The organism is Kitasatospora sp. NPDC059827, assembly GCF_042731675.1.
In the GTDB taxonomy this organism is placed as follows: domain Bacteria; phylum Actinomycetota; class Actinomycetes; order Streptomycetales; family Streptomycetaceae; genus Kitasatospora.
Genome location: NZ_JBHWIV010000013.1, coordinates 63,358 through 76,272, shown reverse-complemented (window position 1 = coordinate 76,272; position 12,915 = coordinate 63,358). Strand labels below are relative to the sequence as shown.

General features: G+C 73.2%; 6 protein-coding genes. 1 reads left to right on the top strand and 5 read right to left on the bottom strand.

Features of this window, described 5'->3' with window-relative positions; all coding sequences use genetic code 11:
* Positions 1–20 precede the first annotated feature (20 nt).
* The 4 genes from ACFV8H_RS11285 to ACFV8H_RS11270 all read right to left on the bottom strand — a co-directional run bounded on the left by ACFV8H_RS11285 (position 21) and on the right by ACFV8H_RS11270 (position 11,222).
* Entirely contained in the window at positions 21–4,763 is a 4,743-nt protein-coding gene (locus tag ACFV8H_RS11285) for a DUF6603 domain-containing protein (RefSeq protein WP_380398553.1), read from the bottom strand.
* Entirely contained in the window at positions 4,756–7,320 is a 2,565-nt protein-coding gene (locus ACFV8H_RS11280) for a hypothetical protein (protein ID WP_380398551.1), read from the bottom strand. Before ACFV8H_RS11280 ends, ACFV8H_RS11285 begins: the two co-directional genes overlap by 8 nt.
* 245 nt (positions 7,321–7,565) lie before the next feature.
* Positions 7,566–9,578, bottom strand: coding sequence for an aldehyde dehydrogenase family protein (locus ACFV8H_RS11275; protein WP_380398549.1), 2,013 nt, complete (start codon positions 9,576–9,578; stop codon positions 7,566–7,568).
* Between the two features lie 72 nt (positions 9,579–9,650).
* The gene (locus tag ACFV8H_RS11270; RefSeq protein ID WP_380398547.1) at positions 9,651–11,222 is read right to left on the bottom strand and encodes an MFS transporter; all 1,572 of its coding nucleotides are present in this window, start codon (positions 11,220–11,222) and stop codon (positions 9,651–9,653) included.
* Positions 11,223–11,399: 177 nt separating this feature from the next.
* Here ACFV8H_RS11270 and ACFV8H_RS11265 point away from each other — a divergent pair, with 177 nt between their 5' ends.
* Complete coding sequence (locus tag ACFV8H_RS11265; protein WP_380398545.1) at positions 11,400–11,855, top strand: MarR family winged helix-turn-helix transcriptional regulator; 456 nt, start codon at positions 11,400–11,402, stop codon at positions 11,853–11,855.
* 28 nt (positions 11,856–11,883) lie between these two features.
* Here ACFV8H_RS11265 and ACFV8H_RS11260 read toward each other — a convergent pair whose 3' ends face one another.
* Complete coding sequence (locus ACFV8H_RS11260; RefSeq protein WP_380398543.1) at positions 11,884–12,861, bottom strand: serine hydrolase; 978 nt, start codon at positions 12,859–12,861, stop codon at positions 11,884–11,886.
* Positions 12,862–12,915 lie beyond the last annotated feature (54 nt).

Here is a 12,915-nt window from a genome sequence, read left to right as displayed (position 1 = left end):
GCGTCGCGGGCCTCGCCGCGTCAGGGGGCGTACAGCTCGGCGGTGGCGGCGGGTTCGGTCGGGGCTGGGCCGGGGGCGGCGGCGCCCGCCAGGGCGGTGCCGCCGGCCACCAGCACCCGGCCGTCCGCCAGCTCCACGGCGGCGAAGTCGGACCGGCCGGTGGCGAGGGGCCCGGTGGCCGTCCAGGTGCCGAGGGCGGGGTCGAGGACGGTCACGTTGCGGTGGCCCGCCGCGAAGGCGGGGCCGCCGGTGCCGCCGATGAGCAGGACCAGGCCGGAGCGCAGGGCCAGGCAGCGGTGGCCGCGGCGGCCGCCGGGCATCGGGCCGAGGGCCGTCCAGGTGCCGGTGGCCGGGTCGTAGACCTCGGCGGTGGCGAGGCTGTGCGGGTCGCAGCCCCCCGGATCGGTCACCGGTCCGGCCACCGGGTCGCCGCCGGTGACCAGGACGCGGCCGTCGGCGAGCAGGGTGGCCTGGTGGCCCTTGCGGGCGGTCAGCAGGCTGCCGGTCGGGGTCCAGGAGCCCGTCGCCGGGTCGTGGAGTTCGCAGTGGGCCAGGGCGGCGTCCGGTCCGCCGGTGGGCAGCGCGCCGCCGACCACCAGCACCTTGCCGTTCCTCAACAGGACGGCCCGGTGCCCGGTCCGGGCGTCGGTCATCGGCGGGCCGGCGGCGGACCAGGTGCGGGCGACCGGGTCCAGCAGCTCCACGGTGGCCAGGGCCCGGCCGTCCGTTCCGGTGCCGCCGGTGACCAGCAGCCTGCCGTCGGGCAGGACGGTCGCCGCGTGCCCGTGGCGGGCGGTGGTCAGCGCTCCGGCGGTGGGCGCCCAGGTGCCCGGGGCCGGGTCGTAGACCTCCGCCGTGCCCAACGCCGTGCCCAGCGCCGTGCCCAGCGCGGGGCCGGGCGCTCCGCTGTCGGCGGAGCGGCCGCCCACGGCGACCACCCGGCCGTCGCCGAGCCTGCTGACGCTGTGCCCGCGGCGGGCGGTCGCCAGGGGCGGGGCGGCCGTCCAGGTGGCGGCGACCGGGTCGAACAGGGCGACGGTGGCCAGGGCCGCGCCGGTGGCGTCCGCTCCCCCGGCGACCAGCACCTTGCCGCTGGTCAGCCGGATCGCCTCGACGCCCCGGGCGGCGGACGGGAGGCTGCCGCCGGCGGTCCAGCTCCCCGGCGTGGCGGGCGAGCCCACCGCCTCCTCCTCCGGGATGACGTGCAGCCGGTCGGCGAGGCTGCCGTCCCGGCCGATCCAGTCGGCGAGGGCGTCCTGGGCGGTGGTCCGGCTGCGGAAGGTCGCGGCGGCGAGGCCGCCGGCCGGCGGGTGGGCCTGGACGTTGTTGCGGAGGTTGGCGACGACGTAGCGCCGGTCGGTGAGGCGGACGGTCTCCTCGGGCGGGAAGGGCTGCCGGAGCCTGGACTCCCGCTGCGAGACCGGCGAGCGGCTGGTGCTGCTGCCCTGGAGCAGTTGGTTGAACACCGCGGGGCTGACGTCGTGGAAGCGCTTGGGCGCGGCGGTGCCGGAGCCGGCCGCCATCGGGACGACCCGGCGGGCGGCGGCGGCGCTCGCGGGCATCCCGCTGTCGATGACGTGCAGGTCGTACCGGGCGCTGCGGCGGACCACCCGGGGCGAGAGCAGGGTGCCGGCGGCCGCGGTCAGTTCCAGTCCGGCGTCCTGGTTCTCGTACGCCGGCCGGGAGAGCTTGGCGGCGTCGTCCATGTCCTGGAACTGCGCCATCGCGAACTTGTCGCCGGTGACGGAGACCCGGACCAGGCCGCTGTCCGGCGCCGGCGCGATGGCGAACCGCCGTCCGTCACTGGGCCGTTGGGCGCCGATCCGGTCGAGGCGGACGTCCAGCGGGATCGCGCGCTGGCGGACGAGGAGCGTGCCGAGCGGGTGGAGCACCAGCTGGTCGGTGTCGGGCAGGTGCCGGAGGGTGACGAGGGGGTTGAGGCCACCGGTGGGCAGCCTGGTCTGCCACCCCTCGGTCTTGCCGAACTCGCCTTCCAGCAGGGGGAGTACGGCCACCGGCGGGAGCGTGGTGTTGTGCTCCTCGCCCCAGCTGATGTCGAAGTCGGCGGAGATCTCGAAGAACAGCAGGGAGATGGAGCCGCGTCCGTGCGCGCGCCAGGGCGAGGGGCCTTCGAGTGCGAAGTCCAGGTCGATGCCGAAGACCCCGACGCCGAACGCCTTCAAGGTGACCCCGGCGGAGATCGCGATGGTGAAGGCGAACGGCGAGAAGCGGAACATCGCGTCGAAGGAGAGGTGCCCCTCGATGCCGAACCCGCCGAAGCCCAGCCGGAGTTCGGCCGCCGCGCCGAACTGGACGGTGTTGCTGGTGACCGCGAAGTAGCCGGAGACCCGGATCAGTTGGCCGGGGCGGTTGAGGATGTCCACCGAGAGCCGCTTGGGGACGGGGAAGGGCAGCGGCGGCGGTTTGAAGGACGGGTGGAAGCCGCCGACCGTCAGGACGAAGTCCGGTGAGTCGCCCCAGGCGACGAGCAGGCCCATCCCGCCGTCGATGGTCATGGTGAGGATGTGGGAGTCGAAGAGTTCGGCGAAGAACCAGAGCCGCGACCGGTCGACCTCCAGCGCGCCCACGAAGTTGACCTGGAGCGCCAGCAGCGGGAGGTCCTGGCTGGGCAGGACGCACCGGAGCACCCCGAGGACGGCGATGTTCCCGGGCGGGATCTCGACGACGACCCCGAGCGAGACGCTGACCAGCGTCGGGGTCCCCCAGCCGATCTTCGCCATCGGCCCGATGAGGAACCGGCCCTCCTCGGGCGGGAAGAAGCGGCGCAGGTCGGAGAGGATCCGGGGGGCGTTGGCGATGACGTCCTTGGGGAACATCACCGATTCGACCGCGCCGGTCCGGACGCCCTCCGCCAGGGCCTGGAGGTTCATCCCGCGGTTGAGGCCGATCAGCCCGCCGACGGCGAGCAGGGTGAACCCGTAGCCGAGTTGGATGCCGGTGGCACCGAAGTCGGTGGTGATCACGATCAGCAGCGAGAAGCCGTCGCTGCCGTCGGGCATCCGGGTGGTGATCAGTCCGATCGCCTTGAGCTCGACCAGTCCGGCGAACTCCAGGTCGAGGGCGCCGGCGTACTCGCCGTGGTCCGGGTCGAAGTACAGGTACCCGCCGCCCTTGACCGGCCCGGCGTCCACGGCCAGGCCCACGCCCTTGGGCGGTTTGAAGCCGAAGGAGAGGTCGACCGGGCCCAGGTTGCCGTCGCCCTGGGACCGGAAGGCGATGTCCGCGGAGAGGCCGATCTGCTCCACGACGGCGGTGACCGGGCCGAGTCGGGCGCGGAACGACACCCCGAGGCCGATCGGCAGCCCGTCCGGGCCGGGTGAGGCGGAGATGGTCAGGCCCTGGATCTCCAGCGGGCCGAGCTCCAGGTGCGTCGGGAGCTGGATCTCCAGGTTGGAGGTGCCGCGGAAGTAGAAGCCCTGCCGGTAGGAGACCCCGACGGTGAGGTCCGCGCCGACGGTGAACCCGCCGGCCGGCAGGACGGCGCCGACGAAGCCGTCCGCGCCGGCCGGCGAGAAGACGAACTCCAGCCCCTCCAGAGCGAATTCGGCGAAGAAGTCGACGGCGTCCCCGACCAGCCGGACCCCGCCCGCACCGGCGATCCGGCGCAGCTGGAGCCGCGTGCCGCCGGCCGAGCCGAACAGCACCTGCGGCTCGCCGGTCGGGCCGGACCGCTCCACCTGGACGTCGATCGACCCCTTGGCATGGACCGGCCCGGTGGACGACTCGAAGCCGAGGACCATCTCGATGCCCCGGCCGGGCCGCACCAGCAGCGCGACGCCGCCCTGGAGGTCGAGGTCCCCCCGGATGGTGACGGCGATGTCCGGCCCGAGCTCGAAGCGGAAGCCCTGGCGGCCGGTGAACGAGGGCAGCAGCGCGAGGCCCGGCGGGGCGCCGCCGGCGGCGGGCAGCGGCAGCAGCCGGACGGCGGCGGCCATCTCGGCCGAGGGCTGGACGCGCTGGAAGAGCACGGCGGCCAGCGTCGTGGGCGGCGGGCCGAACGGGTCCGGCGGCGCGCCCTGGAGCACCAGCGCGGTCGACGGCGGGACCTTCCCGGTCTCGACGTTGGCGCCGATGGTCCGCAGCAGGTTGTCCAGCTGGGAGAGCAGCGCCGGCTGGTCGAAGTCGGCGGTGCCCCAGCCGAAGGCGTCCTTCAACACCTGCGAGGGGTCGGCGAGCGTCCGGGGCAGGTCGCCGAGGTCGAGGCCGAGGTGCACGTACGGCGGGCGGTTCCCGGCGGCCGGGGCGTACCGGGCCTTGACCACGCCGAGGCCGCGCAGGGCGAAGCCCAGTGTCGGGTGGTAGCGCTGCAGGTAGGTGACGATCAGGAAGTCGAGGAGCTGGCCGGGGAAGAGGGTGGGGAAGCCGTCCGCGCGCAGCACGTCGGGGATCGTGGAGGCCGGTGCGTCGGTGATCGCGTGGATGCCCTTGACGACCGCCTGGACGGCGCCGAGGGCCCGCTGCACGTCGTCCGGCGAGAAGGAGGCCGCGGCGGAGGCACCGCCGTCGCCGACCGTGCCGTCGACGTTCAGCCCGCCGTCGCCCAGCAGGGTGTGCAGGCTGTCGTAGAGCGTCTCGACGGCGCCGCGCAGGTCCACGAAGGGCTGCGGGACGTCCGTGACGGACCAGCCCAGGCGGCGCAGCAGCCCGGCGAAGGCGGCCGGTCCGGCCAGCGCGTCGCGCAGCGGCAGCAGTGCCTGCCCGACCTCCGCCAGGATCCGTTCGAAGGTGCCCGGCTCACTCATGCCTCTTCGCCTCCTCCTTGGACTCCGGGTAGAGCTTCCTGTCGAGGAGCGCGTGGAAGGCGGGGTCGACCCGGTTGACGATCAGCCAGGCGCAGACGTGGCAGAAGTCCTGGGCGCTGCCGCGCATCTTGCAGCGGCCGGTCGGCCGGTAGTGGGAGGCGGAGTAGGTGGCGCCGCCCTCGTAGATCCCGATCAGCCGGGCGCCCTTGCAGGGCGGGCTGAAACCCGGGATGTCGACGGGGGTGTCCTCACCGGAGTTCCGCTTCTTGTTGTCCGGGTCCAGGTTGAGCGGGGCACGGCTGTTCCGGAGGAAGGTGAGGACCTCCGGCTCCACCACGAGGAGCGGCTGGTGCTGCCCGTCCTTCAACGGCGCGAAGACGATCGATCCGGCCCGGAACGTCGGGAAGGGGGCGCTGCCCGCCCTGGTGAGGATGATCGCGCCCTCCGCGGGGAGGACCTTGCCGACGATCAGCCCGTCCAGGTAGTGGGCGGGGGTGGTGTCCAGCGGGAGTTGCTGCCCGTAGGGTTTGATGCCGAAGTCGCGCAGCCGGACCTCGGTGAGGAGGGTCTGGGCCTGCTGCCACTGCGCGGTGTCGCGGGTGCCGATGGAGAGCCTGACGCCCTGGACCGGGCTGGTCACGTTCTGCGAGTCGGCGAGCAGGACGGCGGCGAGGCGGATGCGGGGCAGCTGGAGCCACTTGACCTTGTCCGCGTCGATCCGCCGGTCCTTCGGGTCCGTGCCCGGGCCGATCCGCAGGAATCCGAACACCGAGACGTTGTCCCCGAACAGGTCCGTGGTCAGGGTCCCGTCGCTCCCTTCACCGTCGAACTCCTCGTACTCGTCGGACAGGTTGAAGCTGTGGCCGAACTCGTGGGAGACCGTTCCGATGATGCCGTCGATGTCCACGGCGATGTCGGACGGCGGGTCGCGGCGCAGTTCGCGGCGGTCCGTCGCATTGGCGTAGACGTAGGAGAGCCCCTGGTACTGGTTGACCGTCTGGGCCGTCACCGTCCGGCCGTTGAGGTTGGTCCCGCCGTCCACGCCGTCGTTGACGATCATGGCGATCAGGCCCCGGCTGCGCTGGAACCTGTCGTCGTCGGGCTGCCACTGGTCGCCGACCGCCACCGCCGAGTCGGCGACCTTGAGGCTCCGGACGTAGCGCAGGAGGGTGTTGGCGGGGTTGACCAGCCCCGCTCCCATGTACAGCTCCGGCGGGTGCCGGCGCGGGTCGAAGGTCAGGCTCCGGGTCGGCCCGCTCGCGTAGAACTCGTACAGCCTGGCGACGAACTCCTTGACCCCCGCGGTTCCCACGCCGTCGTCGGCGGGCCTGCCCACCGGGCCCGTACCCGAGGAGCGGTCGGCGAGCCGGCGGCCCAGCTGGAAGCCGAAGACGGTGTCGCGGGCGTGCAGGATCCCGACCGACTGGTGCTTCTTCCACGCCGTGACGAGGTCCTCGCTGACCCTGGTCGGGTCGATGTCCAGGTCCTGCGCCTGCCACGTCGCCACCAGGCCGGACCGCTGGTCCCCGCGCATGGGCAGCCCCACCCGATGGACCAGCTCCTCCAGCGTGTAGAGCGCGCCGCCGCCGATCGCGTTGGACGGGATCGGGAAGCCGGTGCCCCTCGACCGGCCCGCCTCGAGCGTCTCCTCGCCCGCCGCGACCCGGAATCCGCAGGTGACGGTGTGCTGTGGGGAGGGGGTGAAGGACGTGAAGGCGTTGAAGCCGCCCCCCAGCATCCCGTACGGCTCGTGCGCGGGCTTCTCGAACAGCTCGTGGATCGTCCTGGTGACGATGGAGTCGAACTTCGCCCGCTCCTGCTCGCGGAAGCCCTCGGCGAGGAACAGCACGTTGTGCTTGCGGTCGAGGCCCGTCAGGTCCTTGGCACCCCATTCCTGGGTCACCGGGTGCGGCGCGGCGTAGTCGACGACCTGGACCGGCAGGAGCTGCGCCCCGCCCAGGCCGGGGAACAGGCCCGAGAGCGTCCAGGGGGCGCCCGGCTGGGTAGCCGCCACACCCCGGACCCGGCCGTTCGGCGTCACGGCGAGCTGCCGGGTGTCGGCCGGCACCAGCTGGACGTACCCGTGCCCGGTGATGTCGCCGATCAGGTCCGTCCCGGCACCGGCGTCGTCGCTGAACTTCGCGTACAGCGACGGCTGGGCGTGCGCGACGGTGGCGTCCAGCGCGGTGGTGAGGGAGTCGTTGCCGAACCACCAGCCGACGACCGACCGGTGGACCTGGAGCCGGCCGACGAGGTACTGGCCCCCGGTGTGCGCCTGGAAGAGGAACACCCCAGGGGTCGTGGCCGTGACCACCCCGGTGTCCTTCCGGTACGTCGGCACCCCGTCGAACCGGTGCCCCTTGGCGTTGAACGGTGCGAAGAACTCGACGTCGCACGCACTGGGCGGGACCGGCACGACGTCGAACCCGCCCGTCGCGGGCGTGCGCTCCGTACGGGTGGCCAGGGTGAGGGTCAGCGGCGGCGTGCCGGCCAGCGCCATGTGCAGGTCGCAGTGCGGGAAGAGCACCAGGTCGGCAACGGGAACGGGATCGGTCACGGCGGCGACTCCTGTCTGCCGTCCACACGTCGGGCTCACCGGCGCCCTCGGGCGCCGGTACTCCGCCACCATAATGACCGGGACATGCGAATCCAACGATCCGTCAAGTCAATGCCCTGAAAGGGTATTTCCTCACCGCCCGACGATCGGACGGTGTCGGGGCACCGACGGACCGCCGTCCATTCCTGCCCGTTTCCGACCACCTCCGATCGGAGGTGGTCGGCGGGAGCCGGCGCCCCGTCCCGTCAGGCGAGGGGCTTGTCGAGGACGGCCTTGAGGTGGCTGAACGTGTCGATCGAGTACTCGCCGTGGTAGCGGCCCATGCCGCTCTCGCCCACGCCGCCGAACGGCAGCTCGGGGACGGCCAGGTGGGAGACGGTGAGGCCGAAGACGAGGCCGCCCGAGGAGGTCTCGGTCGCCAGCCGCTGCTTGGTGCGCTCCGACTCGGTGAAGGCGTACAGCGCGAGCGGCTTGTCGCGCTCGTTGATGAAGGCGATCGCGGCGTCCAGGTCGGGCACGGCGATGATCGGCAGGATCGGGCCGAAGATCTCCGACTGCATCACCGGCGCCTCCGGGGAGACCTCGGCCAGCACGGTCGGCGCGAGGTAGCGCTGCGCGCGGTCGTGGTCGCCGCCGATGACGGTCCGGCCGTCGCCGAGCAGGGCGGTGAGCCGGTCGTGGTGGCGCTCGTTGACGATCCGCCCGTACTCCGGGCTGCTCGCCGGGTCCGCCCCGTACAGGGCGTGCACGGCCTCGGCCAGGTGCGCCTCCAGGGCGGTGGCGGTGTCGCCGACGGCGAGGACGTAGTCGGGGGCCACGCAGGTCTGCCCGGCGTTCTGGAACTTGCCGCGCGCCAGCCGCTGGGCGGTGACCGCGAGATCGGCGCCGGGCTCGACCACCACGGGGCTCTTGCCGCCGAGCTCCAGGGTGACCGGGGTCAGGTGCTTGGCGGCGGCCGTCATGACGATCCGGCCGACCTGGCCGTTGCCGGTGTAGAAGATGTGGTCGAAGCGCTGCTCCAGGAGCGCAGTGGTCTCCGGCACACCGCCCTCCAGCACGGCCACGGCCTCCCGGTCCAGGTAGCGCGGCAGCAGCCGGGCGATCGCCGCGGAGGTCGCCGGGGTGAGCTCGCTGGGCTTGACCAGGGCGGTGTTGCCCGCCGCGAGGGCGCCCACCAGCGGGGCGAGGGCCAACTGCAGCGGGTAGTTCCACGGCGCGATGATCAGCACCACGCCGAGCGGGTCACGGACCACCCGGGCCTCGGCGGGCAGGAAGGCGCCGGGGACGGCGGCCGGCCGCGGCTCCAGCCACTCCTCCAGGTGCGCCACGGTGTGGTCGATCTCGTTCAGCGTGAAGCCGACCTCGCCGCGGTAGGCCTCGGTCGCGCTCTTGCCCAGGTCGGCGTGGAGCGCGGCCAGGAGGGCGTCGGACTGCTCGCTGAGCAGCGCACGCAGCGCACCCAGCTGGGCGAGGCGCCAATCGAGCGGCCTGGTGCGGCCGGTGGCGAACGTGGCGCGCAGGCGTGCCACCACGGTGGCCGGGTCGGTGGCCACGGCGGCGACCAGGGTGCGGGCCAACTCGGCGGAGGAGCCCGGGTTCTGGCCGGTGTAGAGGTTGCGGTCGATCACGGTGTGCGGCGTGAAGGGCGCGGCCTCGACGAAGTCGGCGCCGAGCTCGACCAGGCGGTCCTGGACCAGCCACTTGGCGCCCGCGGCCAAGCCCACGGCCTGCTCCTCGGCGTTGGTGAAGGCGGTCATCCGGTAGCCGGCGAACGGCCAGCCGCCGTCCTCGTCCCGGGCGGCGAGCAGCGCGGCGGGGGCGTGGCAGACGACGCCCAGCGGCTTGCCCGAGGCCAGCGCCCGGGTGAGCAGCCGACCGGAGTCCTCGTCCACGGCGAGGTCCTCCATCGGGCCGTGGCCACCCGGGTAGAAGACCAGGTCGTACGCCTGCGGGTCGACCTCCGCCAGCTTCGCGGGGTGCTCCAGGTCCGCGCGGATGGCCTCCAGGTAGGCGGCCAGCCACTCGGCCTTCTCCCGGCCCCCGCCCGCGGCGCCGCCGTTGGCCTCGGCGCTCAGGCTGCCCCGGTCGACGGGGGCCGGGACGCCGCCGGGGGTGGCGATGGTGATCTCGAAGCCCGCCTCGGTGAAGATCCGGTGCGGCTCGGCGAGCTCCTCGGCCCAGAAGCCGGTGGGGTGCGGGGTGCCGTCGGCGAGGGTCCAGTGCGTGGCGCCGGTGACGACGAAGAGGGCGGAAGTCATGGGTGGTGCTCCAGGTCGGCAGGGAAGGGGCGTTACGGGGTGGGGTGGGGTGGGGAGGGGTCGGCTGGTCGATCAGGACTTGTCGGGGACGGCCTCGGCATCGGCCGACACTGCGACCGCTGCGGTGACCGCTGCGGCGCGCGGCTGCTCGCCGGCCTCCGTACCAGCCTGCGCGGTGAGCGGCCGGTGGTGCTTGCTGAGCCCGACCATCGCAACTCCGGCGGCCAGCAGCAGCGCGACCGCGGCGATCACGAAGCTGAGGGTGAACTGGCTCTCCGCGGGCAGCGCGGCGCCACCGAGCGCGGCGTAGCTGACCGTCTTGGAGGCGAGCAGCGAGGTCACCACCGCGCTGGCGATCGAGCTCCCGACCGAGCGCGAGATGGAGTTGATCCCGTTGGCGATGCCGGTCTGCTCCAGGGGCACGCTGGCCGCGATCAGCGCGGGCATCGCGGCGTAGCCGAAGGAGATCGCGATGCCGGTGAGCATGCCCGCCGTGATCACCGCGGCCTCGGCGCCGTGCCCGAAGGCCAGCCAGGCGAAGCCCGCCACGCCGATCAGCGCGCCGACCGCGAGGGTGGAGCGGGCGCCGATCCGGCGGACCAGCAGTCCGCCGACCGGGGCGGCGGCGAGGGCGATCAGGGCGCTGGGCAGCAGGTACTCGACGGAGGCGCGCAGGACCGAGGCGGTGAAGCCGTAGCCGGTCAGCCGGCCCGGCATCTGGACGAGGTAGGAGATGCCGATGAACTGGGCGAACGAGGCGAAGCCCACGAAGAGCCCGGTCAGGTTGGTGAAGAGCACCTGGCGGTGGACGAACATCCGCATGTCCACGAGCGGGTTGCGCACCCGTCGCTCGACCAGGACCCAGAGGGCGGCGAAGACGGCGGAACCGGCCAGCGAGCCCAGCGTGCGGGCGGAGGACCAGCCCCACTCGTGGCCCTGCGAGATGCCGAGCAGCAGCAGGACCAGGAAGACGGCCAGGGTGAGCGCGCCCAGCACGTCGACCCGGCCGCCGGTGGGCGAGCCGCCGTGCGGTACCACCACGGCGACGGCCGCCAGGGCGAGCACGGTCAGCGCGGTGGAGAACCAGAAGACCAGGTGGTAGTCGGGGTGCGAGCCCTGGGTGAGCAGCCCGGTGGCCACCAGCGAGAGGCCGCTGCCGAACGCCAGCGTTCCGCTGACCAGCGCCATCGCCCCGTGCAGCTTCTCCTGCGGCACCTCGTCGCGGATCACGGAGAGGGCGAGCGGGAAGATCGCGGTGGCGGAGCCCTGCAGCACCCGGCCGATGATCAGCAGGGCCAGCGAGGTGGTGGTCGCGGCGATGACCGAGCCGACCACCATGACGGCGAGGACGGCGAGCAGCGTGCGCTTCTTGCCGAACTGGTCGCCGACCCGGCCCAGCAACGGGGTGAAGACGGCAGCCGAGAGCAGCGCGGCGGTGGTCACCCAGCTGACGCCGGCGGCACCGGTGTGCAGCTCCTTCTGCAGCAGGGCGAGGATCGGGACGACCTGGGTCTGCGCCATGGCCACGACCATCGCGGCCAGGCCCAGCGCCAGGATCAGGGGCGTACTGCCGCGGCGCCCGGTGGTGGCGGTGGCGGTGGCCGTGGCAGATCTGGGCACGGCGCGATGGGCGGCGTGGCTCATCAGGTGGGGGTCCTTCCAGGAGGGGCCGGCCGCGCGCAGGCATGCGCCGGTCGGCGCTCGAAGACAGCGGGCGGGACCTGGACGGTTGAAGCCTGCAAGGTTGATGTCTTCAAGCAATGTCTTGAAGGTAGACCTGAAAGATTGAAGAAGTCAAGCAATCCCGCCTACACTCGACCCATGACCCAGAGCGCCGCCCCGACCGCCGCCCCGACCGCCACCGGCTCCGCCGCCCCCACCCCGGTCGAGCTGATGGACCAGGTCGCCGGCGCCGCGGCCGCCTACTACCGCAACTTCGCCGCACTGGCGGCCGAACGCGGCCTCACCCTCATGCAGGGCAAGACGCTCAGCCTGCTGCGCGAGCCCCGCCCGATGCGCACCCTGGCCGACCTGCTGGCCTGCGACGCCTCCAACGTCACCGGCATCGTCGACCGCCTGGAGGCCCGCGAACTCGTCCGCCGCGAGGTGGACCCGGCCGACCGGCGGATCAAGAACGTGGTGCTGACCGAGGAGGGCGAGCGCACCGTACGGCAGATCCGGCTGGACCTGATGTCCGGCCTCACCGGCCTGGCCCAGCTGGACGAAGCGGACCGGCACACCTTCCAGCGACTCCTGGGCCAGGTCTTCCCCGGCTGACCACGAGGCCCCCCGACCGGCGGGGCCCTCAACTCCCGCTCAGCGAACCGGCGGCCGCCTGGGCCACTGACTCGACCAGCGCGACGCCCCCGGACTCGTCGGCATTGCCGTCCGAGAGCACCGCGATCAGCAGCCGGTGCCCGTCGTGCTCCACCGTGCCGATGCTGTTGATCACCCACAGGCCGTCGGCGTCACGCGGCAGCCAGCCGTCCTTCACCGCGGACGTACCGCCGGTCGCCGCCGCGCTCACCCCCCAGCGCTGGTCGCTCTCGACCTGGCCGAGCAGCTGCTGAACGTAGCCGCGCGAGGCCGGGGAGAGGATCGAGTCACCGGTGAACACCTGGCGCAGCAGCTGCGCCTGGTCGGCGGCGGTGGTGGCGGTGAGACCCCAGTAACCGTCCGCGCCACCGGTGGTGGCGGTCAGCCCGAACCGCCGGTCGGCGGCGTTCAGCCCGCCGTCCTGGCCGATCTCGTTCCACAGGGCCGTCGCCGAGTCGTTGTCGCTGTTCTCGATCATCGTGGTGGCGAGGTCCTGCTGCGCGGCGGTCAGCGCGGTGCCGCCGTCCTGGGACTGGAGCAGCAGGGTGGCCAGGATGTCGACCTTGACGATGCTGGCGGTGGCGAAGCCGTGGCCGGGCGCACCGTAGGTGAGCGACTGACCGGTCGTCAGGTCGGTGACCGAGACCGACAGCGCGCCACCCGCCCGGGCGGCGGCGCTGCGCAGCGCCTCGTCCGCAACGGGGGCGGGGGCGGGCGTGGGAGTGGGCCCAGGACTCGGGGTGGCGCTCGGTTCAGCGGTAGCGGTCGGGGTAGCAGTGGCGCTCGGAGCGGAGGTGGCGGGCGCCGAGAGGGCGGACACCGGGGCCGGGTCGGCCACGACGGACATCCGCGGCCGACTCTCGGCGGCACCGGAACTCCCTTGCAGCACCCCGCTGATGATGCCTGCGGCCGCGAGGATGCCGACGGGTGCCAGCAGCCTCGACAGGGGGACGCTTCGCTTCGTCATGTCCAGTGACGCTAGGGAGCGCCGCTTTGAGCAGTCTGAGGACGGGATGGGTGT

Bases quoted from the DNA above. Each gene is read 5' to 3' on its own strand.
- ACFV8H_RS11265 (WP_380398545.1), top strand. From the start codon at position 11,400: ATGACCCAGAGCGCCGCCCCGACCGCCGCCCCGACCGCCACCGGCTCC.
- ACFV8H_RS11275 (WP_380398549.1), bottom strand. From the start codon at position 9,578: ATGACTTCCGCCCTCTTCGTCGTCACCGGCGCCACGCACTGGACCCTC.
- ACFV8H_RS11285 (WP_380398553.1), bottom strand. From the start codon at position 4,763: ATGAGTGAGCCGGGCACCTTCGAACGGATCCTGGCGGAGGTCGGGCAG.
- ACFV8H_RS11260 (WP_380398543.1), bottom strand. From the start codon at position 12,861: ATGACGAAGCGAAGCGTCCCCCTGTCGAGGCTGCTGGCACCCGTCGGC.
- ACFV8H_RS11270 (WP_380398547.1), bottom strand. From the start codon at position 11,222: ATGAGCCACGCCGCCCATCGCGCCGTGCCCAGATCTGCCACGGCCACC.